This window comes from Streptomyces sp. NPDC107562 (assembly GCF_055657325.1).
Genome location: NZ_JBVKBE010000005.1, coordinates 357,110 through 382,823, shown reverse-complemented (window position 1 = coordinate 382,823; position 25,714 = coordinate 357,110). Strand labels below are relative to the sequence as shown.

Genomic DNA, 25,714 nt, shown 5'->3' with positions numbered 1-25,714 from the left:
TCAGCCCTCCAGGACCGTACGCAGGTCCCACAGGGTGCGCCAGGTGGCGGAACCCTGCTCGGCGCGGCGCCGGACGGGACCGTCCCAGTAGCCGCGCAGCCGGGCCGCGTCGGCCGGGTCGTCCTTGCGGACCACACCCAGCAGATGACCCGGCAGCAGCCCGAGGACGTCACGGTCGCCCGGGAAGTACGCCGCCGCGAGGGCGAGCGCGCCCGCGACGGACACGGCTTCCGCGGTGCTCATCACCGTGGACGGCCGCTCCACCTCCCAGCCCTCCGCCGACCTGCCCTCACGCAGGTCCCGGAAGGCGGTGACCAGCGCCTCCAGCACGGCGTCGTCGACCTGGAACGGCGCCCCGGCCCGCTCCACGGAGGCCCGGGCCTGGCTGCGCACCAGCGCGGTCTCCGCGTCGAGGTCGCCGATGGGTCCGACGGTCTCGAAGTTGAACCGGCGCTTGAGCGCGGCGGACATCTCGGAGACACCCTTGTCGCGCAGGTTCGCGGTGGCGATGAGGGTGAAGCCGGGTGCGGCGTGCGCCAACGCGTCCTCGGTGCCCGCCAGTTCCGGCACGGCGATCCGGCGCTCGGAGAGCAACGACACCAGGGAGTCCTGCACTTCGGGCAGGCAGCGGGTGACCTCCTCGACACGGGCGACGGCGCCACGGGACATGGCGGTCATGACGGGGGAGGGCACGAGGGCCTGCCGGGTGGGGCCCTGCGCCAGCAGCAGCGCGTAGTTCCAGCCGTACTTGAGCTGGTCCTCGGTGGTGCCGGCGGTGCCCTGCACGACCAGGCCGCTGGTGCCGCACACGGCGGCGGAGAGGAGCTCCGACAGCATCGACTTGGCGGTGCCGGGCTCGCCGACGAGCAGCAGTCCGCGCTCCCCGGCGAGCGTCACCACGCACCGCTCCACGAGGGCCCGGTCGCCGACGAACTTGCCCTCGACCACCAGGCGGCGCGGCACCCCCGTGGGTACCTCGGCGTCGTCGGGCAGCTTCAGCGACCGGCCCTCGCTGCCCATGACGAACGTGACGACCGCACGCGGGGTGAGCCGCCAGGCGGGCGGGCGCGGCCCGTCGTCGTACGTGGCCAGGAAGGCCAGTTCGGTCGCGTGCCGGTCCTCGGGCGGGACGATCTGGCGGGCCGGGGCGGGGGACAGGGTGGTGGTCATGGGCGCGGGGTCTTCCAGGTGCGGGTGGACGATGGTCATCGGCGGCGGCCCTTGCGGGTGGCGCGGGTGGTCAGTTCCTCGTACGCCGGGGCGTCACCGGCGCGCACGTGGTCCCACGCGCGCGTGAACAGCTCCGGCACCGGTACCAGCGGCATCGCGCGGACGTGGTCGCGGACCGGGTAGAGGGCCTGCTTCCAGATCTCCACCGGCAGTGCGGGGGACTTCAGGTCGAGCCAGCCGCACGGCAGGAAGAGGGTCCGTCCGGCGCGCGCCCGCTTGGCCTCGACGACCAGAGGGGTGGCTGCCAGCTCGGCGCGGGCCTTCTTCGCGCGGGTCGGCTTCCAGCCCGTCCAGCGGGCGCAGTTGCGGTCCGTCGGGTCGGGCAGGGCCAGCAACTGGAGGTAGAGCGCCGCCGCGTCCTCGCCCAGCCCGTGGGTGCTCGCGACCTCGGCGACCAGTTCGGGCACGCTGGAGCAAGGGTCCTGGGCGTGACCGGCGGGCACCGCGGCGTCCGTCCCGGCGGTGACGGCCCGGGTGAGCTCGTCGCCCAGGATCGTGCGCACCGCCCGCATGCCCTCCCCCTGCCCGGGCCCGACGATGCCCTCGACGAGTCCGAACACCGGGTCGTCGGCACCGTCGAGGGCACCGGTGCGGACCAGGACGGTCTCCTGGTCGCCGTACCAGGGGCGCAGCACCAGCGCCGGGCCCGCCGCGGTCAGACCGTGTGCGTCGGAACCGCCGGTGGCCAGCAGCCCGTAGGCCTTGCGCAGGTGCACGGCCGTCGACGAGCCCTTCTCCGTCCACACCAGGTCGAGGTCGAGGAGCAGGCCGGGGTCGGCGACGCGGCGGCGCAGCGCGGCCAGCCCGTCCGGGAGCGCCGCGCGCAGCGGGTGCCCGTAGGGCAGGGAGTAGGCGAGTCCGGCAAGGGTGGCCACCGCACGCGTCAGGTCGTGCCGTCCGGGCAGCGCCCGGGCGTCCTCCGGCACCAGATCGCCGTCCTTGCCGGGCCGCTGAACGGTGGTGCGGCTGATCCAGGGCGTACGGCCCGGGTTGAGCACCTCCTCGGCGGAACCCGAGGGCACCCCGGCCAGGGAGAGCTCCCCCGCGAGGTCCTCGGGCAGGCGGACCACCGCGCCGAGCCGCTCGGCCCAGATCCGGCCCGCCGCCGCCGTGTCCGGTCCGGCCGTCCACAGGTCGCCGACGTTCTCCGGCAGCAGGGCGCCGACGAGGGCCGTGCGGTCGCCGCTGTCCAGCGAGGCCAGCAGGGCGTCACCGAGCTCCTTCTGGCGGGGCTTCAGCCCGGTCGCCGCGATCACCTCGTCGGTGAGCTGGGACGGCTTCCCGGCGAGCAGCAGACTTGCCTGGAGGGGGCCCAGCCCGGCCCGCGTCGCGGTCGCGAGGGCGGCAGGCGCCTCCGGCTGCCACGGCGCCGGACCCTTGTCCCGGATCAGCGCGGTCACCGCGGCGAGCGCCTCCTTCGGGAACAGCGGCGGGTGCGCGGTCTCCCGGTGCAGCGTGAAGTGCGCGACCGCGCCGAACGTACCGGCCGGGTCGTGGTCCAGGGCCAGCCAGTACACCTGCCCGTGCTGACGGTCGACGTTCTGGCAGCCGAGGACGACGACCGTGCGGCCCTCGCGGCGCAGCACCTGTCCGACCCGGTCCTGATTGTCGTGCGGTTCGCCAAGGACGATCTCGCGCACGGTGGTCGTGGCCGCCGCCAGCGGACCCTCCGTGACGGCCTCGCACAGCAGCAGCAGCGCCTCGCGGTGCGCCGTCGTCACGGTCGGTGCGGCGGCCCGGTAGGCGAGCGGGCGCAACACGTCCAGCACGGACGGCCACACCATGCCGATGCCGGGGACGGTGAACTCGTCGCTGTGCCACCCGTCGGCGGACCCGGCGCGCCGGGACGCCTCGGGCAGCGGCTTGCCGTCGGCGGGCCGGCCGGACAGCACGTGGTTGACGGCACGGATCTGCCGCAGCGTGCTCCAGCGCGTCTCGCCGCCCCATGCTCCGTACAGGTTGGCCAGACCCGAGACGGCCTCACGCAGCGTCTGGTCGTCGCCGTCCGCGGGGCTGTAGTCGGCGAACATGCCTTCGACACGCTTGCGTTCCGTCCTGGGCCGCTCCACGGGAGGCGTCACGAACGTGGCGAGCGACTCCGCCAGGCGCAGCACCGCGCGCACCAGGACCGTGACACCGGTCAGGATCTCGGGCTGTGTCAGGTCCGGCAGGGCGCGGGAGACGACCTCCCGCAGCACCTCGTCGACACCGGGAACGACGGGAGCCGCCGTCTGGGTCCGGCCGGTCGCCGACGAAAGCGGCTGGGGTGCCGACATCGGGTGCATCGGGCTCATGGCCGTCGCGAAGCTCTGCGCCGTCGCCGCCGTGTGCGCGTGGCCGGACGCCGACACGTGCGCCGGTCCGCCCGCGGCCGCGATCATCGCCTGCCGCTCCGCCAGCGCCCGCGCCCCGGCGCGCAGCAACGCCCCCGCCCGTTCGTCGTCCAGGGACCGCAGGAGTGCCGACGCCTTCTCGTCGCGCGGCCGCAGGGCGTGCCAGAAGTCGACCGGCGGGACCAGCCGGGTGCCGGCGGCGTACTCGCCGCCCTGCTCCAGCGGCGTCAGCCGCCCCAGCTCCCGGGGGTCGCCGCCGCCGCCTCCCATGAAGAGGGCTATCTGACGGTACTGCGCGACGACGAGGGGCTCGGCGCCGCCGGGCAGCCGCAACGCGCCGAGCGGCACGTGGGGTGTCCGGCCGTCGTGCCGCGCCGGCAGCGTGGCGGTACGGCCGTCGGGCGTGCCGACGGTGACGCGCGCGTCGTCGCCCTGGCCCTCGCTGCGCACCCACCGGCCGAGGACCGTGCCGTCCGTACCGAACGGGCTTCCCTCCAGGCCGGGTTGCAGGGGCAGTACCGCACAGTGGTGTTGGAGCAGGCTCGCGCCCTCGCGGATGCCGGAGCGCAGGAACGCGGGCAGCGAGGCACGCCCGTGCGTGCCGGTGGCCGGGTCGTACTCCAGCCACACCTGCTGCCGTCCCTGCCGCCCCTGGCGCCAGTACGAGGTGCCGTCCCCCAGGATGCGGCGGGCCGGCGGCAGGACCGTGTCCCCGGCGTGCAGGACGCGCCCACCGGTGGCCCGTCCGCCGCCCGGCAGCGGGATCGAGGTCTCGCCCGCGTCGCCGGAGCCGCCGTACCAGCGCGGGACGCTCTCGCCGCCGAGGGTGAACACCTCAAGGGGGCGGGCCGACCAGTAGCCGTACTGCTTGCCGTCGTGGTGCCACGTCACCAGCAGCTCACCGTCGGTGTGCCGGAACGTCGGACGCTGCCAGCGGTCCAGCTCCACCGGGATCCGCAGGTCGTGCTCCAGCAGGATCTCCTGCGGGCCCACGACGATCGCCTTGTGCCGGCGCGAGAGGATCAGCGCCGGCCAGGCCTCCTGGACGGCGAGCGTGTCGTCCTCGCCGCGCCGGGTCTCCGCGTCCAGCCGCCGCAGCGCCTCTTCCAGGGCCGGCCACCCGAGTTCGTCCGGGATGCCGGCGCGCAGGGTCACCCCGAGCAGCGGTGCCACGTCGAGCGCGGCCACCCGGGCGACCGCCTGCGGGCCGACCTGGGCCGCCACCGCACGGAACGGGCGCATCCGCTCCAGCGCCGCGCGCGCGGCGGGCAGTCCGGCCGCCTCGACCAGTTCCGCGGCGGCGTCCTCCAGCCACTCCCGGAGCACGTCGGCGAGCACGGGGTGTCCGGCGACGCCCTGCTGCAGCCCGGCGTCGGGGCGATGACCGCTCAGATTGCCGATCGCCGAGCGCAGCAGGCGCCTCAGGCGCGGGTCCGCCGCGACGGCCGTCAGATCCCGTCGCCCGGGCCCGGTCTCCTGAAGCCACTGGCTGACGGGGAGGAAGACGTCGACGTCCGCCCCCGGCAGCGTCAGCGGCACGTCCTGTGCCGCGCACAGGTCCAGCAGGTCGAGGTCGGCACCGGCGTGCCAGCGGCCCGTGAACAGGTCCACCGGGCGGTCCTCGGCGCGCAGGCGCGCGGCCATGCGCCCGACGAGGGCGAGGGTGGCCTGCGAGCGGCCGCTGACCGAGCTGCCGTGCTTGCGGTGCAGCGCCCACCGGCTCAGCCACTCCGCCGCGTCGACGCCGTCCGCGTCCTCGGCCTCGCCCGTCAGCAGCCGGTCCGCACCGGTCTCGGCGAGCAGCGCCAGCCAGAAGTCGTCGTCCTGCGCGGACCGGCCCAGCCCGGCCGGCATGATCTCCAGCAGCCGGACCCGTACGGCGGGGCGCTCCTCGGCCAGGACGACGAGTGTGGCCCGGTAGGAGTTCCAGAAGGACGCGGGTGCACGGACCGCCGCGGGCGAGACGAGCAGATCCGCGACCAGGGCGCACTCCTCGGTCACCCGGGACAGCCCCGCCGCCTTGATCAGGGTGCGCGCGTCCTGGGGCAGCGAAGCGTACGGCGGCATGCCCGCCGCGCAGCGCTCCACCGTCAACTGCCGGAACTGCGCCCAGGCCTCGGCCGCGGTGAGGCGCGCCGCGAGGGCCTTCACGTGCTCCTTGAGCGCCTTGACCGTCAGTGCCCCGGCGAAGGCGAACTCCAGGAACACGGCCCGCTGCCGCTCCTCGTCCACCGCGAGGGCGTGCACCCGCTCCGCCTCGCGGGCCTTGCCGAAGAAGGCGGCGGCGTAGGTGGTGTTGTCGTGCTGGAGGAAGACGCGGGCCGCCTGCTCGTAGAAGGTGGGCAGGAAGTGCGGCACCGCCCGGCCGAGCCGCCCGCCGAGCGCCTCGAAGCCCTCCTTCGCCGTGCCGGGGCGGGACTTGGCCTGCCGCGCGAGCCGCTCGACGTCCTTGACCAGCGCGAGCGCGTGGTGTCCGTTCGCCGGGTCGTTGACCAGGGCCCACGCGGGGAAGCCGAGGGTCTCCCGGCGCACCTGCCCCACCTCGCGGACCTCCGGCTCCCGGGCCAGTCCGAGGAAGTCCAGGGCGAGGTCCTCCGCCTCCCCGAGCGTGCCCGGCACGAGCCGGACGACCTGGCGCTCGTCCAGCGCGGGATGCGTGTAGGTGCGGACGGTGAGGACGTCGGCGTCCTCCCGGCCGGTGGTGCCGGGGGGCAGGACGGCGCCGGCGTCCAGCAGCGTGGCGGCGGTGGTCTCGTCGTAGGTCGTCATGCCGCACGCTCCTCGTCCTCGATGTCGCGCCCGGCGTACAGCGCCGCCGCCATGCGCATGCCCTCCGACCAGGCCACCGGCCCGACCTGACCCAGCTTCAGCGTCCGCCCCGCGGGATCGGTGAAGACCAGGGGGCCGGTCTCGGTCTCCTCGTAGCCGTCGTAGTCGCCGATCCACACCCGGGCCTCGACGCCGCGGCCGTCCTCCAGCACGGAGCACACGGCGTGGCCGCCCCGCACCCGGTAGCCGAGCTGGGTCGTGCGGCCGTGCAGGAACCGCAGTTCCTTGAAGGCGCCGCCCGCGTACTCCTCGACCGAGGTGGCCTCGGCGTCCAGGACCGCGGGGCGGTGCCAGACCTCGCGGAAGAGCTGCTGGGCGCGCTGCTCGACGCCGAGTTCGACGGCGAACTCCCGCAGTTCCTCCAGGTCGTCGAGGAGCACGGGGTGCGGCAGCCGGACCAGGGCGGGGGTCAGCCGGACGGTGTCGCCGTCCAGGTCGACCAGGCCGAGGCCGCGCTCGGGGTCGGCGTCCCGCAGGAACCCGGCCACCACGCCGTCCGCGCCGGTGACCACCAGGTCGCGCAGGGCGGCCTGCCAGGCCGGGTCCGGCCACACGCGCGCCAGGACCGCGAACGGCACCGGCAGCGAACGCACCATCCACCGCTCCACGTCGGCCAGGCACTGCCGTTCGTGCCGCTCCAGCCACTCGACGAGCTGACGCAGTCCCACCACCGCCGGATCATCGGCGATCTTGGGCGGAACGGACTTCAGCCGCCGTCCGGCCGCGTTGCGGCACACCACCTTGCCGTCGTCGAGGGCGACTTCGTAGTCGCCGGCCGACACCCACCCCATGCGTGCCTCCCGCACCCGCAGTGATCAAGTGACGGGAACTGTAGAGCAGGCCTGTGACAACGCGGTGCGGGTGCGGCATGCAGGGGGTGGCCGCGGGCCGGCGTCACCCGCAGACCGTGCCGTGCCGCGCCCCTTGGCGGGACGGGACGTCCCCCGCGCAGGCCTCTCTCACGTGGGCGTGAGCACCATACGGAAGCGGGCGCGACCGGTGAGCATCTTCTGGTACGCCTCGCCGACCTCGCTCAGGGGCACGACCTCCACCACGGGACGGATGCCGTGCAACACGCTGAAGGCCATGGTCTCCTGCACGTCCTGCGCGGTTCCGGAGGGGTGACCGCGCATGGTCCTGGCGCGCATGATCAGTTGAGCCGGGCTGATCGGTACGGGAGCGGGATCGATCCCGATGACCACGAGCTCGCCGCGAGGGGAGAGCCCGTCGACCGTCGCCGCGATGGCGTCGGAGGCCCCGGCGGTCGCCAGCACCACCTTGGCGCCGCCCAGGGCTTGCAGGGCGTCCGCGACGCCTGTCGAGCCGGTGCTGTCGACGTAGTGGTGAGCGCCGAGCTGCTTGGCGAGATCGGCCTTGCCCGGGCCCCGCGCGATGGCCACCGTCTCAAAGCCCATCGCCACGGCGTACTGGACCGCGAGGTGACCGAGACCACCGATGCCCAGCACGGCGACCAGGTCACCCGGCAGTGCGGGGCTGCGCCGCAAACCGTGGTACGTGGTCACGCCCGCGCAGGCCAGCGGTCCCGCGTCGGCTGCCGTCAGCGAGTCGGGAATCCGGGCCAACGCGTCCACCGGCGCGACGAGGGACTCGGCGAACCCTCCCTCGTACGCCCAGCCGGGAACCTTGAGGGTCTCGCACACGATGAAGTCGCCCTGCCGGCACGGGGTGCAGTGACCGCAACTGCCGCCGAACCAGCCCACGGTCACGCGGTCGCCCACGTTCCACCCGTAGTCCTGGGCGCCTTCGCCGAGTTCCTCGATCCGCCCGGCGACCTCGTGCCCGGCGACCACCGGGAAGCGCACCCCGGGCACGCCACCGCTCACGAAGAAGTCGTCGCTGTGGCAGATGCCGCAGGCCTCCACGGCGATGCGCACATGACGGGGCCCCGGGTGCGGCACCTCACGCTCGACGATCTTGAAAGGTCCACTCGGGGTGGCGACCTGGGCGACTCGGTAGGTGCTCATCTCTGTCTCCTGATCACGCGCCTGACGCGAGCGAGCACCTCCATCGCACCACCGCCCCGGGAGCAGGGCAACCGGACCGCCCTTGCAGCGGGTAACGTCACCTGTCAACATGGTGACGTGAATCTGGAGCATGCCTTTCCGTGCGGAGATCCCGCCCTCGACTTCGCGGCGACGCTGCGCGCCCGGCGGTCGGTGCGCTTCGAGATGTTCGTCTCCGGGGACCGGCTGGACGCCTGGTACCTCGAATCCGGCATCGTCGACGCCGTGACACCGGCAGGCGCGTCCGACGTCGAGCGGGCGGTGACCGTGCGCGAGGCGATCTACGAGCTGGTCACGGCCCGTGTCGCCGGCGAGGAGTTCGACAGGGGGGCGCTCGCGGTGGTCAACAACGCGGCCCGCAGGCCACCGGCCGCGCCGCAGCTCACCGCGACCGGGCGATGGACGGACGCCACACAGGAAGAGGCACTGTCCGTCGTGGCACGCACCGCGGTGGAGCTCCTCAGCGGCCCGGACGTGCCGCTGATGAAGGAGTGCGGCAACCCGGAATGCACGCGTGTGTACATCGACCGGTCGCGCGGCATGCGCCGGCAGTGGTGCGGCATGGACTCCTGCGGGAACAAGCTGAAGGCGGCGGCCTACCGCGCGCGCAAGAAGCAGGCCCAGGCGGTCGGCTCCCGGTGATGCCTCGCCGGCCTTCGTCACCCCCTTGACGGGTGACAGGCAACGATGCGAATATCGTCACCACCTGAGCTGGTGACGTGAAGGCGTGAAGGCCGGGGTTCTGTCCGATCCGACGCGTGCGTGAGGGCGAGATGACACACGAAGAGACCGTTGACCCGACGGGCGCCGAGGCCGTGCGCCGTGAACGGTTCGGCAAGCTGCCGGAGCGGATCCGCCTGGAGGACACGGTGGAGGAACGGCCGGCCGTGCTGCCCGATCCCGCGAAGGACACGTACAACCCCGACGAGTGGCTCGTGCGCACCTGCCTGTGAGCCACCTGTCCGTCCCTCGAGGAAGGAGTGCCATGAATCTACCCAGGATCCTCGCGGTTCCGGCAGCGATCGTCGGTGCGGTCGCGATCGCGTTCGGCTGTTTCGCGCAGGTCTTCTGAATACAGCGAGAAGGCCGGTGGCACGGGGGTGAGGCCCGTGTGCGCCGGCCTTCTCCGTGCGCCCCCACGGCAAGCGCGACGAGCGCGGCCTTGGGGGCTTCGTCATGTGCTTCGCCATGTGCCGAAGCGGGGCCGCGGCATCTCTTTCGAGTGCCACGGCCCCGCGGTGGGCGGCGTGCCCGCCCGTGCTCCGTCGGCCGGTCGCCGCGCTACTCGGCGGTGGCGTTGATACGGACCTCGATGTTGCCCCGGGTGGCCTTGGAGTAGGGGCAGATCTGGTGCGCGGCCTCGGCGAGTTCCCGCGCCGTGCTCACGTCGACACCCCCGATGCGCGGGTTCAGGACGGCGGAGAGGCTGAACTCGCCGTCGTCGCCATGGGTGAGCGTGACGTCCGCGGTGATGGAGGTGCTGGTCAGCTTGATCTTGCGGAGGGTCGCGGCGCGACGCACGGCACCGAGGAAACAGGCCGCCCACGCGGCGGCGAAGAGCTGCTCCGGGTTGGTCGCGTCGCCGGCGCCGCCGAGTTCCTTGGGAATGGACAGGCTGTGCTCCAGCAGGCCGTCGGTGGAGCGGGCGGTGCCGCCGTTGCGGCCCTCGCCGATGACGTCGACCGTGCCGGTGTAGCTGACAGACATGCTGATCCCTCTTTCAGGTTTCCGGGTGCCTCACGGCGACGCCTCGTGCGTCACCGGTTGAAGCGGTGACGTAAGCATGACCCGCCTGTCGTCACCAGTCAAGCCGGTTACGGTGGGCGGATCCTGTCTGTCGGCTACGCCGGGCGCCGCGTGGCCTGGTACCTCGACCGCCCCCACACCAGCAGCGCCGAACAGGCGGCCCACGCCCCGAGGCAGAGCAGCGGGACCAAGGTGTGCGCGCCCCCGAAGTAGCTCAGGTTGGTGATCGCCCGCACCGCGGCCCCGGGCGGCAGGAGCGCCGAGACGAAGTGCGCGACGCCGGGCAGCAGGTCCTCGCCGATCGTCGCCCCGCTCGTGGCGTTGCCGATGGTCAGCAGGAGCAGCGTGGCCATCGGAATGCCCACCGGGCCGAAATACGTGCCGAGGAGCTTGGTCGTGAACGCCGCGGCGGCGGCCAGCAGGGCCAGGGTGAGGGCCAGGAGGGGGAAGGGCGCGGGCACCGCTCCCAGCACCGGGCCCGCCAGCGTCGCGGCGACGACACCCGCGACGACCGCGAAGCATGCCATCACGGTGAAGCGGTGTCGCAGGTGCAGGAGTTGCGACAGGCCCAGAATGCTCTGCGCGAGGGCGAAGCCGGAAAGGGTGACGCCGAAAGCGACGTAGAAGGCCGCGAAGCCCCGGCTGTCGTAGAGGGCCAGCGGTACGACGTCCTTCACCGTCACCGTCCTGCCCGCGCCATGGCCGTAGGCGGATATGAGGCTCTTCACGGCGCCCGTCGTCGACGGCCCGTTGGCCCCCGCGACCTCCAGGGACAGCCCGTCGGCTCCCCGTGGGAGCAGCACCCCGGCGACGTCGCGCTGTTTCAGCGCCTCGTCGGCCGCGGTGGCGCTCGGCTCGGGATGGACATCGACGCTGTCGCCGAGAGCCCGCTGGATCTGTGCCGACAGGTGGCTCCCGACCACCGCGACCGGGATCCGGTGCGGCTGCGGAGCGCGCGCCAGGCCGACGTAGCAGCTGATGAAGGCGGATACGACGACGAGCGCGATCAGGGTCGGCTGGAGCCAGGATCGGACCGGCGGCCGCTTGGGGGGAGCCGCATGGTGCGGACGGGAGGCGGCGGGGGCGGTGTCCATGGAAGGGCCTCGAAGGTCTCAGGTGGGTGGCGCCGGCAGGGCGACAGGGCCCTGGCGGGGGAACGTGCTCGACGGCTCGCCGTTGAGTCTCGAAGCGACACAGGTGAACGAGATTAGCTTATGTCGGTGCCGATTCCCGCAGGCGTGTCCCTGCGTGGGTGCGCGTCACCGGTTTGACAGGTGACGCGTGTGCTGTGAGGCTTCACCCGGCTCATCGGTTCCGTGCCAGGCGAGTGGCGTGGACCCCTGCCTACATTGAGAAGCGAAGAGAGAGGCCTCACATGATCAGCAGGCGGACTTTCGGCAAGGCATTGGGCACGAGCGTGGGGTCGGCGTCCTTGGCGGGTGCCTTCACCCCCACGACGGCGCACGCGTCGACCGCCCCGTCCCACGCGGGGAGGCAGGGCGCCGCGCGGACCGGGGCGGCACGCGGTGCGTCCAGGGCGGTCCTGACCGCCGACAGGAGTGTGCGCGCAGGCGTGCTCGACATCGGCTACGCCGAGGCCGGTCCGGCGCACGGCCCCGTGGTCGTCCTCCTGCACGGCTACCCGTACAGCATCCAGAGCTATGTCGACGTGGTGCCGCTGCTGGCGGCGGAGGGATACCGGGTCATCGTCCCCCACCTGCGTGGACACGGCACGACCCGGTTCGTGTCGGACAGGACGTTCCGCAACGCCCAGCAGTCCGTGATCGCCCTGGACATCATCGCGCTGATGGACGCCCTGAAGATCGAGAAGGCGCTCCTCGCCGGCTACGACTGGGGGTCGAGGACCGCGGACATCATCGCCGCCCTGTGGCCGCAGCGCTGCAAGGCGCTGGTGTCCGTGACCGGTTACCTCGTCACCAACCGTGAGGCCAACAAGCGGCCGCTGCCGCCGCAGGCCGAGTGGGCGTGGTGGTACCAGTACTACTTCGCCACGGAGAGGGGAGTGCTGGGACTGGAGGAGAACCGGGACGAACTCGCCCGGCTGATCTGGAAGTTCAACTCCCCGACCTGGGACTTCGACGACGCGACGTTCGAGCGCACCGCCGCCGCCTTCTCCCATCCCGACTACGTCGCCATCGTCGTGCACAACTACCGCTGGCGGCTGAGCCTGGCCGCGGGCGACCCGCGCTACGACGCCCTGGAGAAGAGGCTCGCCGCGGCGCCGGCCATCGGCGTCCCGACGATCACGCTCGACGGCGAGGTGGACCCGTTCACGCCTCCTGGTGACGGAGCGGCCTACCGCGACAAGTTCACGGGGAAGTACGCTCACCGGACCCTGAAGGGCATCGGCCACAACGTTCCGCAGGAGGCACCCGAGGCCTTCGCCCAGGCCGTCATCGACGTGAACGGCTTCTGATCCTCCCGCTCGCGGCGCGACGATGTCAGGGGGCGGTGCCGGCCGCCCGCCGACGGGCGCGGTAGGCGCGCAGGTTGGCGGCGTTGCCGCACACCTTGACGTCGTGCCAGACCCCGCTGTTGTTCCGGGAGCGGTCGAAGAAGGCCACGGCGCACCGGGGGTTGCGGCAGGTCTTGATCCGGTTCCAGGAGCCGTCGAGTTGTGCCTTGAACACCTCGACGGCGACCAGGGAGGCCACCGACTGCCAGCCGCTCCCGCGGGGGACCGGACACACTCGACCCCCGTCCCACCGCATGCCCATGGAGAGGGTCGGCAGCGCCGGGAAAGCCGGCCCGTCGGTCCCGGCCGGGTCGCCGCCGGGGGTGACGACGGTGCGCCGCAGGTCGTCGCGGAATGCGCGCAGACCCTCCAGTTCCACGGCGTCCAGTTCGAGCCCGGAGAGGCCCTGGGGCGGGTCGGGCAGGTGGGACAGCGCCTCGCGCAGCCAGTTCGCGGCGGATGCGGGGTCGGCGAGCAGGTCCTCCCGGAGCGGCTTGCCCGCGGCGATCGTGTTCATCAGTTCCTGCACGAAGGCCAGCCCTCCGGGCGCGGGCTCGACGCCGTAGCGGCGAAGCGCCGACCAGCTCACGTCGACCCCCTTGTCGTCCAGGCCGTGCCGACAGACGTCTTCGGCTTTCACATCTTACGGGGGAGGGACGCATCGGCGTATTCCGGGTGGCTGCGCCCCGCGGAGTGGCTTATGCATGGAACAACGCAAGCAGCCGAGGCACCGAGGAGTACGGCGTCATGACCCCAGGCGACGAAGCGATCACGTGTCCGTTCGACTTCAGCGAAGGCATGGACTTCGACCCCTCCCTGGCCGAGCTGATGGACCGCGAGACCATCGCCCGGATCCGGCTGCCCTACGGTGACGCCGACGCCTGGCTCGTCACCGGTTTCGAAGGGGTACGGCGGGTGACCACGGACCACCGGTTCAGCCGGGCGGCGATCGTGGAGTACGACTACCCGCGGCTGACCCCGGAGCCCATCGTCTCCACCGAGTCGATCAACGTGATGGACCCGCCGTACAGCAGCCGGCTGCGGCGCCTGGCGTCACAGGCGTTCACCCAGCGGCAGGTGGACGCGATGCGCGGGCGGATCACCCGGCTGGCGGACACCCTGCTCGACGAGATGGCCGCGCAGGGACCCGGGGCGGACCTGGTCCACCACCTGTCGGACCCGCTCCCTCAGCACACCATCTTCGACCTGTTCGGCATCCCCCGGCACGACTGGCCGCTCATGCGGCAGAACCTGCAGCACCTGCTCGCCACCGGCCCGGACAGCCGTACGACCGCCGCGACCGCCAAGGCCGATCTGCGGGCGTACTTCATCGACATGGTCCAGCAGCGGCGCAGAACGCCCCAGAAGGACCTGATCGGGGCGCTGGTCTCGGCGAAGGTCGGCGAGGACACGCTCGACGACCAGGAGATCGCGGTCATGGCCCTGACGCTGACGCTCAGCGGGCAGGACACGGCCACCTGCCAGATCAGCAACATCGTCTACCTGCTCCTGACGAACCCCGAGCTGATGAAGCGCCTGGACAGCCGGCCCGAGGACCTGACGAACGTCCTCAACGAGCTGCTCCGCGTCATCCCCTTCCGCAAGGGAGTCGGCATCCCCCGGGTGGCGTTGGAGGACGTGGAGATGGAGGGGGTGCAGATCCGCAAGGGCGACTTCGTCCACGTGTCGTACCTGACGGCGAACCGCGACCCCGAGCGCTACCCGGACCCCGACGTCATCGACCCGGACCGCCCCGCCCGGCCGCACATGACCTTCGGCTGGGGCGGACACCGCTGCATCGGCGTGCCGCTGGCCATGGCGGAGCTGGAAGTGGCCATCGGACGGCTGTTGCAGCGCTTCCCGGGGCTGCGACTGGCCGTGTCGCCCGAGGAGGTGCGCTGGGACAAGGGGACGATCCGGCGCTTCCCGATCGAACTGCCCGTCACCTGGTAGCGGCGGGCCCTCCCTCCTTCTCCCACGCCGTGTCGAGGACCAGCTCCGCCAGCCGGAACACCAGTTGGTGCCGGGGCTGGTCCGAACGGCCGTAGAGGCAGACGTGGTACGCGCCGTCGCCGTACCGGAAGATCTCGCGCCGCAGGGTCCGGCGCAGCGCGAACTCCGGTTCCCCGGTGATCGCCGCGTCGCGCAGGGCGGTCTCCGCCTCCTCCCGCGTGCCGTGGAACCTGGCGACCGTCCTGGTCGCGTAGTCGGTGTCGAGGGTCTCGACGGTGATCAGCCACAGAGCCATGAACTTCCCCCTTGGAGGCACGCGCCGTCGGCGTGCCGTTCGTCATGAGGGAATCATCGGACCGACGTCACCGCTGTGCGGCCTGTTCGATGAGGTTCTGCAGGTACAGCCCCCGGTGGGCGTCCAGTTCGGCCGGGGTGCCGGTGCGCACGGCGGTGGCGAAATCGCGCCGCAGGACGGGCCAGCACTCCTCATGGTCGATGCCCGCCGTGTCGTAGACCGCCTGTGTCCCCGAGCCGAACAGCTCGATGCGGGTCAGGGCGCGCGGTACCTCGACCGCCCCGGACAGCGAGGCCTGACTCACGGCGCCGTTCTCGTGTTCCATGGTCAGCTCGATCCAGCGGCGCGGGTCTCCGGTGCCGCGGATGTGCGTGATCGGGCCGATCGCGGCGTCCAGGAGGTCGATGAGGTGCGGCCCCAGGTCCAGCAGCGCTCCGTGCTCCAGCCGCCAGCCGGTCGCGAAGTCCCCGCTCAGGAAGGCGCCGTGCAGGTAGCAGGAGCGGGCGCCGGTCACGTCGAGCGCCCGGGCGGACTCCACGAAGGCCCGGGTGGTGGGGTGATAGCGCTTGGTCAGGACGAGCTGGGAGACGACCCCGGCCTCCGCCACGGCGTCGGCGACCCGGCGCGCGGACGCCAGGTCGGGGCCGAGGGGCTTCTCCAGCAGGACGGCCTTGCCCCGCTTCGCGGCCATCGGGGCGAGCTCGGCCTGGACGGCGGGCGGGACCGCGAAGGCGACGGCCTCGCAGCGGTCGAGCAGGTCCTCGAAGTCGACGGCCACGTGCGCCCCGTAGGGCTCCGCGGTCTGCTGGGCGGCCTCGGGACGGCGGGCCCAGACGGCGGCCAGCCGGGTCTCGGGCCCCGCGGCGAGCATCCGCGCGTGCATGGCGCGGGCCCAGGGGCCGGCACCCACGAGGCCGACCTCGACGGGCCGGTGGGTCCAGGAGGCGGGTGTGCTGGTCACGACGTTCCTGTCTGCGGGGGACAGCTCGCGTGCTCGGCGAGCGTCAGGCGGTTGAGGCGGGCGTCGGCGCGGGCCGGTGCGTAGAGCAGCTCGACGACCATGGCCGTCGCCCCGATCAGCCCGGCGTGGTCGCCGAGGCGTGAGGTGACGATCTGGAGGTTGGCGGTGGTGCGGGGCATGGCGCGCTGGTAGAGCAGCTCGCGGACACCGGTCATGAAGGGGACGCCCGAGAGGTCCCCGGCCAGCATCAGCACCCCGGGGTTGAGCAGGGTGACGACGGTGACGAGGACCTCGCCGACCCGTCGGCCGGCCTCGCGGGCGAGCCGGATGGCGTCCGGTTGCCCCTCGTCGAGGAGGCGTTTGACGTCGTGTCCGGAGGTGGTGTCCATGCCGAGGGCGGACAGTTCCTTGGCCAGTGCCCGACCGCTGGCGACGGCGGCCAGACAGCCGTAGGAGCCGCACATGCACAGGGCGTCGGGCCGGTCGTGCAGCCGGATGTGACCGATGTCGCCGGCGCCTCCGTCGACGCCGCGGTAGACGTCGTTGCCGACGACGACACCGGCGCCGATGCCGGTCGACACCTTCACCAGGACGAAGGCGGAGCAGTCGGCGTGGTTGGCCTGGTGCTCGGCCAGCGCCATGAGGTTGGCGTCGTTGTCGAGGAAGACCGGCACGGGGCCGTCCTCCATGCTGGGGCCGACATGGTCGGCGTACGCCTTCTGCATGCGCTCGCGAACGGCGTACCGGTCCCAGCCCGGCATGATCGGGGGTTCGATCACCTGGCCCGTCTCCCAGTCCACGGGGCCGGGGACCGACAGGCCGATGCCGGCGACATGGCCGGGTTCGACGCCGGCGGCGCCGATCAGTTCCGGGAGCCATTCGGCGAGTTGGTCCAGCACCCGGTCCGGGCCCGTGGTGATGTCCAGGGGCCCGGCGTGCTCCGCGAGGATCGTGCCGGCCAGGTCCAGCACGGCGACCCGGGCGTGCCGCGTCTCCAGGTCGACGGCGATGACCGACGCGTGCGACGGGTCGAAGACGATGCGGTGCGAGGGGCGGCCGCCGGTGGAGGTACCGGTGGTGTGCCGCAGCCACCCCGCGCGGTTGAGGACGTCCAGGCGCTGCCCGACGGTGGAGCGGGACAGTCCGGTGGCGCGTTGCAGGTCGGCGCGGGTGTGGGCACCGCCGCTGCGGATCAGTTGCAGCAGTTCGCCCGCGCTGACCTGGTTCGGCGTCATCGGATGTCCCCTCACGGTGTCAGCTCTTGTCGGCGCCGCTGGTCAGGCCCTCGGTGAGCAGGCGCTCCGCGGCGAAGAACAGAAGTACCACGGGGATCGTCAGGACCACCGAGCCGGCCATCAGGACGGTCTTGGAGACCTCGATGCCGTTGGAGAGCTGGGCCAGTCCGAGCGGGACGGTCCACTTGCCGGGCTCGGCGGCCAGGAAGAGCAGCGCGAACAGGAACTCGTTCCAGGCGATCATGAAGATGTACAGGCCGGTCGCCATGAGCGAGGGCAGGGCGAGCGGCAGGATCACCTTCCGGACGGTCTGCATCCGGCTGGCGCCGTCGAGGGCGGCCGCCTCCTCGATGGAACGGGGAATGGTGACCAGGTAGTTGCGGAGCATGTAGATCGACACCGGCACGGTCTGGGCGACGTAGACGATGGCGAGTCCGACCAGGCTGGAGGACAGCCCCAGTTTGGCGAAGACCACGAACAGGGGCACGGCCAGCAGCGTCGCCGGGAACATGTAGACGGCCAGGAATATCGCGCTGACCTGGCGGTGGCCGAAGAACTTCAGCCGGCTGACGGCGTAGGCGCCGGGCACGGCGGCCAGCATGGTCAGGGCGACCGTACCGAGCGAGACCAGCGCGGAGTTGAGCAGGAACTTCAAGAAGCCCTGGCCGCCGGCGTCGGTCGAGCGCAGCACGTCCTGGTAGGTGGACAGGGTGAAGTCCTTGGCCGAGATCCACAGGGATCCCGGGTCGAGCAGCAGCGCGTCGATGGGCTTCAGCGACAGCAGCAGCATGTAGTAGAAGGGCACCACGGTGATCACCGCGAGGAACGCGATGACGATCCACCGCAGGACTCCGAAGAATCCGTCCTCGAACCGTGCCCGGGTCATGGCGGCCTTGCGGGTCACGACTCCTCCTTGACCTTGTTGCCGAAGAACTTGAAGTAGAGGCCGAGCAGGATCATGAGCACCACGGCCAGCGCGAGAGCCTGGGCCGCTGCGGCCCCGACGTCGTAGCGGGCGGTGAGGAAGTCGTAGACCCGGACGGCGGCCACGTCGGTGCCCGCGCCACCACCGGTCAGGAGGTAGACGTCGTCGAACTTGTTGAAGGTGAGGATGAACCGCAGCACACACAACAGGGCGATGACGGGCATCAGCTGGGGCAGCAGGATGTGGCGGAAGCGCTGGCTGTGGGTGGCGCCGTCCACCAGGGCGGCCTCCTCCAGGCCGTCCGGCACCGCCTGGAGCCGGGCGAGGATGAACAGGAACGCGAACGGGAAGTAGCGCCAGCACTCGAAGGCGATGACGGTCAGCAGGGCCAGCGGGATGTCGAAGTGCAGGCCGAGCAGGTGCACTTCGTACTCGCGGGTCGAGAGGAAGGCGATGGGGTCGTCCCAGCCGAACAGTCGCCGGCCCCAGTCGTTCACCACGCCGTACTGAGGGCTGAGGGCGACCTCCCAGACGAAGGCCACGGCCACGACGGGGGCGACGTACGGCAGCAGCATCGCTGCGCGCAGCAGACCGCGGCCGCGGAAGGGCTTGCGCAGCGCGAGCGCGGCGACGAGTCCGAGGGAGACGGAGCCGAGCGTGGCACCCGCGGTGTAGAGGAGCGTGGTGCCCAGGCTGGACCAGAATCCGGCGGAGTCGAAGACCTGGGCGAAGTTGTCCAGGGACCAGTTGCCGAAGAGGCCCATGCCCTGGATGTCGACCAGTTTGGCGTCCTGGAACGCCAGGAGCACGGTCCACAGGATGGGCAGGATGACCACCACGAAGACCACGAGGAACGTGGGTGAGACGAACGCGAGTCCGGCGCGGTTCTCGCGACGGCTGGCGGTCATCGGGCGGCGGCCCCGCGGTGCGGGCCGCTCGGCGGGCCCGGGGCTGGTGTCCCGGCGCTCTGGCGCGCCGGCTGGAGCTGTAGTCATGAGGGGACCTTCGTGACGTGCAGGCGGGCGGCTACTGCAGGGACTTCTTGAGGGCGGCGACCTCGTCGCCGGCTTCGCGTGCCGCCTCCGCGGGGGAGGCCTGGCCGCTGGTCATGGCGCCGATGGCCTTGGGCACCGGCAGTTCACCGTTGGTGGCGCCGACGAGTGCGCCCTCGCCCTGGGTGATGCCCCAGCGGCGCATGTTGCTGACGCCGTCGGCGAGCTGGTTGAGCAGGCTCGCGGGGAAGACCTCGTCGAAGGGCTTCTTGGTGTCGACGCCGATCTCGCTGTGCCGCCACGCCTCGATGTAGCGCTCGGGCTCGGCGGCCGTGCCCTGCCGGACGGGGATCTTGCCCTCGGGCGCCATCCCGAACCAGGACTCGTAGCCGCTGCCCATCATGTACTGGATGAACTCGCGGGAGGCGGCGGTCTCGGCGGTCTTGGTGGTCACCCAGGAGGTGATCTCGCCGAACTGCGCGGCCTCGGTGGCGTCGGGGCCCTTCATCGCGGTGACGATGCCGCTGTGGGAGGAGAGGTACTCCGTGTCCTTGCGGCACTCGGGGCAGCTGGGCAGGGCGTCCTTGCGCAGGCCGGCGAGCTCGTCGAGCAGGAACGACGACCAGATGATCATCGAGGAGCGGCCCGCGAAGTAGGTGGCCCGGGTCGAGTCCACCGTCTGGGTGCCGGGGGCGCCGTAGGTGCGCGCCAGCTCGTCGTAGGTCTTGAACGCGGTCTCGCACTGCGGGGATTCGAGGGCGATCTCGTGGTCGTCGCCGACCAGCTGGCAGTCGTTGGCCAGGGCCACGCTCTCGAAGCTCTGCGAGGTGAAGACGTCACCGGGGTCGGTCGCGGCCGAGATGCCGTCGTTGCCCTTGCCGCTGAGCGCCTTGCCGGCCGCGAGCGCCCGCTCGTAGGTGTCGGGGGCCGCCAGCTGCTTCCGGTCGAACTGGTCCTTGCGGTAGACCAGCAGCTGGAGCCAGGCGTCGGAGGGCACTCCGAGACTGGTGCTCCCGTCGGAGGTCAGGTCCAGGGCGTTGGCGTTGAAGGTGTCGCGCCCCAGCTCGCCGATGATCTCCTTCGGGATGCTCGTGTTCAGCAGTCCGTTGGTGTACATCTGCCAGACCTGGCCCATCGGGGCCGCGCCGATGACGTCCGGCAGCGTGCCGGAGGCCGCCGCCGACATGATCAGCTGGGGCATCTGCCCCTCGTCGACTCCGACGAGACGGACCTTGATGCCCGTCTTCTTCTCGAACCCGTCGATGATCTTCTCTTGCACGGCGATGCGGTCCGGGAGGTTCTCCTGGGACCAGACCGTGATCTCCCGGTCCGGCTTCCCCGGCCCGGTGCTGCTGGAGCAGCCCGACAGCAGCCCGATCCCCAGGGCTGCCGTGACGCCCACCGCGATCGTCGTCGATCGCCGGCTCTTGGTGCGCATTGCGTGTCCTCGTTCCGACTTACGTCTACTGAGAACGCATCACAGCATCAGTTTTGCTTGTTGACAAGACATAAGTTGGGGTTATTGTCGACGCAACCGAAAAACCTGCAACTCTTCCGGAGCCCTCCGTGGAACGCGTCGTTCAATTCACAGGCCCCCGCCAGGTGGAGGTTGCCGAGCACGACAGAGCCGATCTGCCGCCCGGACACCTCCGCGTCCGCACCCGCTACTCGGGCATCTCCGCCGGTACCGAGCTCACGGCCTACCGCGGCACCAATCCCTATCTGACGCGGACCTGGGACCCCGAGGCGCGGCTGTTCCGCGACGGCGCGGCCGGCATCGAGTACCCGGTGGCAGGCTGGGGCTACTCGGAGGTGGGCGAGGTCGTCGAGGTCTCCCCGGAGCTGGAGGGCACCCCCGGGCTGCCCCGGCCCGGCGACCTGGTGTGGGGCATCTGGGGTCACCGCAGCGAGGGCGTGGTCCCGGCCGAGCGCATGATCGGCCACACGCTGCCCGCGGGCCTGGAGCCGTTGGCCGGCGCCTTCGCCCGGGTCGGCGCCATCGCGTACAACGCCGTGCTCGCCGGGGACATCCACGTCGGTGAGGACGTCGCCGTGTTCGGGCAGGGCGTCATCGGACTGCTCACCACCCGCCTCGCGCAGCTCAACGGTGCCCGCGTCACCGCGGTCGACGCGCTCGACGGCCGCCTGGAGACCGCCAAGCGGTACGGCGCCCACACCACCCTCAACGCCCGCACCGACGCCGTCGCCGAACGCGTCCGCGAGGCCACCGGCGGACTCGGCGCCGACCTCGCCATCGAGATCAGCGGTGTCTACCCCGCCCTGCACGACGCCCTGCGCTCCGTGGCCGTCGGCGGCCGCGTGGTCGCCTCCGGCTTCTACCAGGGCGACGGCATCGGCCTGCGCCTGGGCGACGAGTTCCACCACAACCGCGTACAGCTCATCTGCTCCCAGATCGGCGGCGTGCCCCCGCAGCTGTCCGGCCGCTGGACGGTCGAGCGTCTGCAGCAGACCTTCCTGCGGCTGGTCGCCGAGGGACAGGTGGACGTCACCTCCCTGGTGAGCCACGTGGTCCCCGCCGCCGAGGCCGCCGACGCGTACGTGCTGCTGGACGAGCGCCCCGCGGAGGCGCTGCAGGTCGTCCTGGAATTCTGAGAGCTCTGAAAGGCCCCCCTCATGCTCAAGACCGCCGTCCAGGAGCAACTCCTGCCCGGAGACACCCTGCAGGCCAAGTGGGACTTCGCCCAGCAGGCCGGCTACGACGCCATCGAACTGCGCGGCAAGGGCGACCTGGACTTCGCCGCCCGCCTCGACGAACTCCGCCAGGCCCGCAAGGACGGTGTGGTCATGCCCACCGTCTGCGTCGACATGCTGCACTTCCTCGGCGCCTTCGACGACGCGCAGCGCCGCGACGCGATCGCCCAGATGAAGTCCCAGCTCACCGTGATCGCCGAGATCGGCGGTCTGGGCGCCCAGACCCCCGCCTCGTACGGGATGTTCTCGCGCCGCCTGCCGCCCTTCGTACCCCCGCGCACCGAGGAGGAGGACCGCGAGGTCCTGCTGGCCGGACTGACCGAGCTCGGCGAGCACGCCCGCAAGGAGGGCGTCGCCCTCTTCCTGGAGCCCCTCAACCGGTACGAGGACCACATGGTCAACCGGCTCGAACAGGCCGCCGACCTGATTCGCGCGACCGGCCTGGACTCCGTGCGGATCGGCATCGACAGCTACCACATGAACATCGAGGAGAGCGACCCCGCCGCCGCGATCCTCGCCCACGCCGACGTCATCGGCCACGCCCAGGTCTCCGACTCCAACCGCTTCCAGCCCGGTGCCGGACACCTCGACTGGCCCGCCTGGCTCGGCGCCCTGCACACCATCGGCTACGACGGCTACCTGGCCCTGGAGTGCCGCCTGACCGGCGACCCGGTCGACGCCGTCCGCTCCGTTCCCGCCTTCCTCAAGAGGTCCGGCGCGTGAGCTCCCTCCTGGACCGACCCGTGCCCACCGCCTCCGCGCACCTGACACTGCGGCGCGGTGCGGCGCGGGTCCTCATCGACAACTGGACCGGTGCCTCCACCGTTCCCTCCCGCACCCTCTACCCCCACCAGTGGAGCTGGGACTCCGCCTTCATCGCCATCGGCCTGCGGCACCTGTCGGTGCGCCGCGCCCAGCAGGAGCTGGAGTCCCTGCTCGCCGGGCAGTGGGCCGACGGGCGCATCCCCCACATCCTGTTCAACCCCGCCCTGCCGCACGACGCGTACTTCCCGAGCCCCGACTTCTGGCAGTCCTCGCACGCCGGCCGCGCGGCCGGCGCCCCGTCGGCACCCGAGACCTCCGGCATCGTCCAGCCACCGGTGCACGCCCTCGCCGCCTGGCTCGTGCACCGGGCGGACACCGGAGAATCGCGCCGCCGGGGCTTCCTCGCCCGTGTGTATCCCCGGCTCGCCGCGTGGCACGAGTACCTCCTGACCCGCCGCGACCTCGGCGGCGGGGGACTGGCGGCCGTCGTCCACCCGTGGGAACCCGGCATGGACAACAGCCCCTGCTGGGACCCGCCCCTGCAACGCGTCACGCCCACCCCGCCCGACAGCTTCCAGCGCGCGGACCTGGACCACGGGCACCCCGCCGACCGTCCCACCGACCTCGACTACGGCCGCTACGTCCGCCTCGCGACCGACTACCGGGAGGCGGGCTACGACGACCGCGTGGTGCGGCACGGCTTCGCCGTGGAGGACCCCAGCTTCAACGCCCTGCTGATCGTGAGCGAGTGGGCGCTGGCCGAGATGGCCCGGGACCTCGGTGTCACCGGCGAACCCCACACCGCGCGAGCCGAGGCACTGACCCGGCGCCTGGTGGACCGGCTCTGGGACGCCGAAGCAGGCCTGTTCCGCGTGCGTGACCTGGGCAGCGACACCCTGATCGACGAGCGGAGCGTCAGCGGGCTCGTCCCGCTGGTCGTCCCGCATCTGCCGCCCGGCGTCGTCGCCGGCCTGCGCGAGACGCTCGACGGCCCGCACTTCACGGCGCCGGCCACCTCGCTGGTGCCCAGCTACGACCTGACCGGCCACGCCTTCGCGCGCACCCGGTACTGGCGGGGCCCGGCCTGGTTCAACACGGCCTGGCTGATCGAGCGGGGGCTGCGCGTCCACGGCCACCATGCGCACGCCGAGCGCCTGCGCCAGGGCTTCCTCGCCGAGGCGGGCAAGTCGGAGTTCGCCGAGTACGTCGACCCGACCACCGGCGCCGCGCGCGGGACCCGGCACTTCTCCTGGACCGCCGCCCTCACCCTCGACCTGCTGTGCGCCGACCCCGAGGAGAGCACCTCATGACCGCGGCCGACACCCGCGTCCAGTTGGTCCGCGACGCCACCTTCGCCCGCCTCGACAGCGAGGGCGGCATCACCGGCACCCGCGGCAGGACGCCCGACGGCGTGTTCGTGCGTGACGGCCGTCACCTCAGCCGCTGGCAACTCACCGTCGACGGCACCACCCCGACGGCCCTGGTGCCGGCCACGGCGGAGACGGACGACACCGCCACCGGCGTCCTGACCCCCCAGGGCACCCGCGACAACCCGCCCGCCTTCACCGTCTTCCGGCGGCAGACCGTCGCCGCGGGAACGCTGACGGAGCACCTGCGCCTGGTGAGCAACCGTCCCGACCCGGTGACCGCCCGCGTCGACCTCACCGTCGACGCCGACTTCGCCGACCTGTTCGAGCTGCGCGCGGACGACCGCCACTACCCGAAGCCCGGCGCCCGGTACGAGACCCGGCCGACCGACGAGGGCCTGCGCTTCGACTACCGGCGCGGCGACTGGCACGCCCGCACCACCGTCACGGGCAGCCCGGCCCCCGACGCCACGGAGCCCGCCGGGACGGCCGCGGACTCCACCGCGCACACCCTGACCTGGCACCTGGAACTGGACGGCCACGGTCAGGCCGAACTCCACCTGACCGTGCGCGCCGAGCCGCACGGCCCGGCGGTCCGCGCCCCGGCCGCCTCGGACCCGCACCGGCGGACGGCCGCACCGGCGGACGACTTCACCCGCACCTGCGAACGCGGGCTGGCCGACGTCGACCTGCTGACCATCCCGGTCACGGGAGTCGACGGCGAGGAGGTGTACGTCCCCGCCGCCGGAATCCCGTGGTTCCTCACCCTGTTCGGCCGCGACTCCCTGCTGACGTCGTACTTCCTGCTGCCCTACCGACCGGAGACGGCCGCCGCCACCCTGAGCGCGCTCGCCGCGACCCAGGGGACGGACCACGACGCCTTCAGCGGTGAGCAGCCCGGACGGATCGTCCACGAGACCCGCCACGGCGAACTCGCCCACTTCCGCCAGATCCCCTACGGCCGGTACTACGGCGCCGTCGACGCGACCCCCCTGTTCCTGGTCCTCCTGCACGCCCACCACGAGGCGACCGGCGACCGCACCCTGGCCGTCCGTCTGGAGCAGCACGCCCGGCGGGCCGTCGACTGGATGCTCACCGACGGCGGCCTGGACAAGCACGGCTACCTCGTCTACACCCCCGACCCCGGCGGTCTCGTCAACCAGAACTGGAAGGACTCCGCGGGCGCGATCTGCTTCACCGACGGCACCCAGGCCGAGGGCCCGATCGCGGTCTCGGAGGCCCAGGGCTACGCCTACGACGCACTCGTGCGCACCGCGGCACTCGCCAGCGACGTCTGGGGGGACGAGGCATACGCGCTCCGCCTGCGGGAGGCCGCCGCCCGGCTGCGCGCCCGCTTCCTGACGGACTTCTGGATGCCGGGGGCCGACTTCCCGGCCCTCGCCCTGGACGGGGCGGGCCGCCAGGTCGACGCCCTCGCGTCCGACGCGGGGCACCTGCTGTGGTCCGGCATCCTCGACACCGACCGCGCCCACCGCGTGGGCCGGCGCCTGCTGGAGGCGGACTTCTTCTCGGGCTGGGCCATCCGCACCCTGGCCGCCGGACAGCAGCCGTACCACCCGCTGTCCTACCACCGCGGCAGCGCCTGGCCCCACGACAACGCGGTCATCGCCCTCGGGCTGGCCCGCTACGGGCTCACCGACGAGGTCGCCACGGTCGCCGAGGGACTCCTCGCGGCGGCGGCCCGGCACGACCACCGCCTGCCCGAGGTCATCGCCGGCTACGCCCGCTCCGGCACCGCGGGCCCGGTGCCCTACCCCCACTCCTGCTCACCCCAGGCATGGGCGGCCGCCACCCCGCTCGCCCTGCGGACGGCGTTGCGTCAGGCGTGACGCCACGGAAGTGGCTGCGGT

22 protein-coding genes are annotated in these 25,714 nt (G+C 72.3%); 8 read left to right on the top strand and 14 right to left on the bottom strand.

The window, feature by feature from the left end:
* The 4 genes from ACZ7LV_RS18130 to ACZ7LV_RS18115 form a co-directional block, all read right to left on the bottom strand.
* Positions 1 to 1,170, bottom strand: coding sequence for an ATP-binding protein (locus ACZ7LV_RS18130; RefSeq protein WP_471940502.1), 1,170 nt, complete (start codon positions 1,168 to 1,170; stop codon positions 1 to 3).
* A 35-nt stretch (positions 1,171 to 1,205) separates the two neighbouring features.
* Positions 1,206 to 6,332, bottom strand: coding sequence for a hypothetical protein (locus ACZ7LV_RS18125; RefSeq protein ID WP_471940392.1), 5,127 nt, complete (start codon positions 6,330 to 6,332; stop codon positions 1,206 to 1,208).
* A complete protein-coding gene (locus ACZ7LV_RS18120; RefSeq protein ID WP_471940391.1) occupies positions 6,329 to 7,183 on the bottom strand; it encodes a DUF4132 domain-containing protein in 855 nt (284 codons plus the stop codon). Before ACZ7LV_RS18120 ends, ACZ7LV_RS18125 begins: the two co-directional genes overlap by 4 nt.
* Positions 7,184 to 7,351: 168 nt before the next feature.
* On the bottom strand, positions 7,352 to 8,377 hold the full coding sequence (locus ACZ7LV_RS18115) for an alcohol dehydrogenase (RefSeq protein WP_471940390.1): 1,026 nt from the start codon (positions 8,375 to 8,377) through the stop codon (positions 7,352 to 7,354).
* 117 nt (positions 8,378 to 8,494) lie between these two features.
* On the opposite strand from ACZ7LV_RS18115, the gene ACZ7LV_RS18110 reads away from it, so the two are divergent.
* Positions 8,495 to 9,058: a CGNR zinc finger domain-containing protein gene (locus tag ACZ7LV_RS18110; RefSeq protein ID WP_471940388.1), complete on the top strand. Its 564-nt coding sequence runs from the start codon at positions 8,495 to 8,497 to the stop codon at positions 9,056 to 9,058.
* A gap of 131 nt (positions 9,059 to 9,189) precedes the next feature.
* Positions 9,190 to 9,369 (top strand): hypothetical protein, encoded by a 180-nt coding sequence (locus ACZ7LV_RS18105; RefSeq protein WP_471940387.1) that lies wholly within the window; start codon positions 9,190 to 9,192, stop codon positions 9,367 to 9,369.
* Positions 9,370 to 9,697: 328 nt separating this feature from the next.
* Here the strand turns inward: ACZ7LV_RS18105 and ACZ7LV_RS18100 are convergent, their stop codons facing one another.
* The 3 genes from ACZ7LV_RS18100 to ACZ7LV_RS18090 form a co-directional block, all read right to left on the bottom strand.
* The gene (locus ACZ7LV_RS18100; RefSeq protein WP_471940386.1) at positions 9,698 to 10,123 is read right to left on the bottom strand and encodes an organic hydroperoxide resistance protein; all 426 of its coding nucleotides are present in this window, start codon (positions 10,121 to 10,123) and stop codon (positions 9,698 to 9,700) included.
* 134 nt (positions 10,124 to 10,257) lie between these two features.
* Positions 10,258 to 11,256, bottom strand: a complete 999-nt coding sequence (locus tag ACZ7LV_RS18095) for a hypothetical protein (RefSeq protein WP_471940385.1) — start codon at positions 11,254 to 11,256, stop codon at positions 10,258 to 10,260.
* Between the two features lie 277 nt (positions 11,257 to 11,533).
* Entirely contained in the window at positions 11,534 to 11,746 is a 213-nt protein-coding gene (locus tag ACZ7LV_RS18090; protein WP_471940506.1) for a hypothetical protein, read from the bottom strand.
* Between ACZ7LV_RS18090 and ACZ7LV_RS18085 the strand changes: the two genes are divergently transcribed.
* Positions 11,724 to 12,599, top strand: coding sequence for an alpha/beta fold hydrolase (locus ACZ7LV_RS18085; protein ID WP_471940384.1), 876 nt, complete (start codon positions 11,724 to 11,726; stop codon positions 12,597 to 12,599). The two genes, ACZ7LV_RS18090 and ACZ7LV_RS18085, sit on opposite strands and share 23 nt — an antisense overlap.
* Before the next feature lie 25 nt (positions 12,600 to 12,624).
* Here ACZ7LV_RS18085 and ACZ7LV_RS18080 read toward each other — a convergent pair whose 3' ends face one another.
* On the bottom strand, positions 12,625 to 13,227 hold the full coding sequence (locus ACZ7LV_RS18080) for a CGNR zinc finger domain-containing protein (RefSeq protein ID WP_471940383.1): 603 nt from the start codon (positions 13,225 to 13,227) through the stop codon (positions 12,625 to 12,627).
* A 158-nt stretch (positions 13,228 to 13,385) separates the two neighbouring features.
* Here ACZ7LV_RS18080 and ACZ7LV_RS18075 point away from each other — a divergent pair, with 158 nt between their 5' ends.
* Complete coding sequence (locus ACZ7LV_RS18075) at positions 13,386 to 14,591, top strand: cytochrome P450 (RefSeq protein WP_471940381.1); 1,206 nt, start codon at positions 13,386 to 13,388, stop codon at positions 14,589 to 14,591.
* On the opposite strand, the gene ACZ7LV_RS18070 is transcribed toward ACZ7LV_RS18075, so the two are convergent.
* The 6 genes from ACZ7LV_RS18070 to ACZ7LV_RS18045 all read right to left on the bottom strand — a co-directional run bounded on the left by ACZ7LV_RS18070 (position 14,581) and on the right by ACZ7LV_RS18045 (position 20,437).
* Positions 14,581 to 14,886 (bottom strand): hypothetical protein, encoded by a 306-nt coding sequence (locus ACZ7LV_RS18070; protein WP_471940380.1) that lies wholly within the window; start codon positions 14,884 to 14,886, stop codon positions 14,581 to 14,583. The two genes, ACZ7LV_RS18075 and ACZ7LV_RS18070, sit on opposite strands and share 11 nt — an antisense overlap.
* A 67-nt stretch (positions 14,887 to 14,953) precedes the next feature.
* Positions 14,954 to 15,847 (bottom strand): Gfo/Idh/MocA family protein, encoded by an 894-nt coding sequence (locus tag ACZ7LV_RS18065; protein ID WP_471940379.1) that lies wholly within the window; start codon positions 15,845 to 15,847, stop codon positions 14,954 to 14,956.
* On the bottom strand, positions 15,844 to 17,082 hold the full coding sequence (locus ACZ7LV_RS18060; protein WP_471940377.1) for an ROK family transcriptional regulator: 1,239 nt from the start codon (positions 17,080 to 17,082) through the stop codon (positions 15,844 to 15,846). The genes ACZ7LV_RS18065 and ACZ7LV_RS18060 overlap by 4 nt, the downstream gene beginning before the upstream one ends.
* A gap of 19 nt (positions 17,083 to 17,101) precedes the next feature.
* Complete coding sequence (locus tag ACZ7LV_RS18055) at positions 17,102 to 17,968, bottom strand: carbohydrate ABC transporter permease (RefSeq protein ID WP_401672306.1); 867 nt, start codon at positions 17,966 to 17,968, stop codon at positions 17,102 to 17,104.
* Between the two features lie 14 nt (positions 17,969 to 17,982).
* Positions 17,983 to 19,002, bottom strand: coding sequence for a carbohydrate ABC transporter permease (locus ACZ7LV_RS18050; RefSeq protein ID WP_471940376.1), 1,020 nt, complete (start codon positions 19,000 to 19,002; stop codon positions 17,983 to 17,985).
* Positions 19,003 to 19,033: 31 nt separating this feature from the next.
* A complete protein-coding gene (locus tag ACZ7LV_RS18045; RefSeq protein WP_471940374.1) occupies positions 19,034 to 20,437 on the bottom strand; it encodes an ABC transporter substrate-binding protein in 1,404 nt (467 codons plus the stop codon).
* 128 nt (positions 20,438 to 20,565) lie between these two features.
* On the opposite strand from ACZ7LV_RS18045, the gene ACZ7LV_RS18040 reads away from it, so the two are divergent.
* Genes ACZ7LV_RS18040 through ACZ7LV_RS18025 form a run of 4 tightly spaced genes read left to right on the top strand, consistent with a single transcriptional unit; the run spans position 20,566 to position 25,693 of the window.
* Positions 20,566 to 21,612, top strand: a complete 1,047-nt coding sequence (locus tag ACZ7LV_RS18040; RefSeq protein WP_471940373.1) for a zinc-dependent alcohol dehydrogenase — start codon at positions 20,566 to 20,568, stop codon at positions 21,610 to 21,612.
* Between the two features lie 21 nt (positions 21,613 to 21,633).
* Positions 21,634 to 22,434, top strand: coding sequence for a sugar phosphate isomerase/epimerase family protein (locus ACZ7LV_RS18035; protein WP_471940372.1), 801 nt, complete (start codon positions 21,634 to 21,636; stop codon positions 22,432 to 22,434).
* Positions 22,431 to 23,786: an MGH1-like glycoside hydrolase domain-containing protein gene (locus ACZ7LV_RS18030; protein WP_471940370.1), complete on the top strand. Its 1,356-nt coding sequence runs from the start codon at positions 22,431 to 22,433 to the stop codon at positions 23,784 to 23,786. The genes ACZ7LV_RS18035 and ACZ7LV_RS18030 overlap by 4 nt, the downstream gene beginning before the upstream one ends.
* Positions 23,783 to 25,693, top strand: a complete 1,911-nt coding sequence (locus tag ACZ7LV_RS18025) for an amylo-alpha-1,6-glucosidase (protein ID WP_471940369.1) — start codon at positions 23,783 to 23,785, stop codon at positions 25,691 to 25,693. Before ACZ7LV_RS18030 ends, ACZ7LV_RS18025 begins: the two co-directional genes overlap by 4 nt.
* Positions 25,694 to 25,714: the final 21 nt, after the last annotated feature.

Coding starts and splice junctions, on each gene's coding strand:
- ACZ7LV_RS18105 (WP_471940387.1), top strand. CDS start 9,190: ATGACACACGAAGAGACCGTTGACCCGACGGGCGCCGAGGCCGTGCGC.
- ACZ7LV_RS18070 (WP_471940380.1), bottom strand. CDS start 14,886: ATGGCTCTGTGGCTGATCACCGTCGAGACCCTCGACACCGACTACGCG.
- ACZ7LV_RS18075 (WP_471940381.1), top strand. CDS start 13,386: ATGACCCCAGGCGACGAAGCGATCACGTGTCCGTTCGACTTCAGCGAA.
- ACZ7LV_RS18115 (WP_471940390.1), bottom strand. CDS start 8,377: ATGAGCACCTACCGAGTCGCCCAGGTCGCCACCCCGAGTGGACCTTTC.
- ACZ7LV_RS18025 (WP_471940369.1), top strand. CDS start 23,783: ATGACCGCGGCCGACACCCGCGTCCAGTTGGTCCGCGACGCCACCTTC.
- ACZ7LV_RS18120 (WP_471940391.1), bottom strand. CDS start 7,183: ATGGGGTGGGTGTCGGCCGGCGACTACGAAGTCGCCCTCGACGACGGC.
- ACZ7LV_RS18060 (WP_471940377.1), bottom strand. CDS start 17,082: ATGACGCCGAACCAGGTCAGCGCGGGCGAACTGCTGCAACTGATCCGC.
- ACZ7LV_RS18055 (WP_401672306.1), bottom strand. CDS start 17,968: ATGACCCGGGCACGGTTCGAGGACGGATTCTTCGGAGTCCTGCGGTGG.
- ACZ7LV_RS18130 (WP_471940502.1), bottom strand. CDS start 1,170: ATGACCACCACCCTGTCCCCCGCCCCGGCCCGCCAGATCGTCCCGCCC.
- ACZ7LV_RS18035 (WP_471940372.1), top strand. CDS start 21,634: ATGCTCAAGACCGCCGTCCAGGAGCAACTCCTGCCCGGAGACACCCTG.
- ACZ7LV_RS18050 (WP_471940376.1), bottom strand. CDS start 19,002: ATGACTACAGCTCCAGCCGGCGCGCCAGAGCGCCGGGACACCAGCCCC.
- ACZ7LV_RS18090 (WP_471940506.1), bottom strand. CDS start 11,746: ATGTCGAGCACGCCTGCGCGCACACTCCTGTCGGCGGTCAGGACCGCC.
- ACZ7LV_RS18045 (WP_471940374.1), bottom strand. CDS start 20,437: ATGCGCACCAAGAGCCGGCGATCGACGACGATCGCGGTGGGCGTCACG.
- ACZ7LV_RS18100 (WP_471940386.1), bottom strand. CDS start 10,123: ATGTCTGTCAGCTACACCGGCACGGTCGACGTCATCGGCGAGGGCCGC.
- ACZ7LV_RS18125 (WP_471940392.1), bottom strand. CDS start 6,332: ATGACGACCTACGACGAGACCACCGCCGCCACGCTGCTGGACGCCGGC.
- ACZ7LV_RS18095 (WP_471940385.1), bottom strand. CDS start 11,256: ATGGACACCGCCCCCGCCGCCTCCCGTCCGCACCATGCGGCTCCCCCC.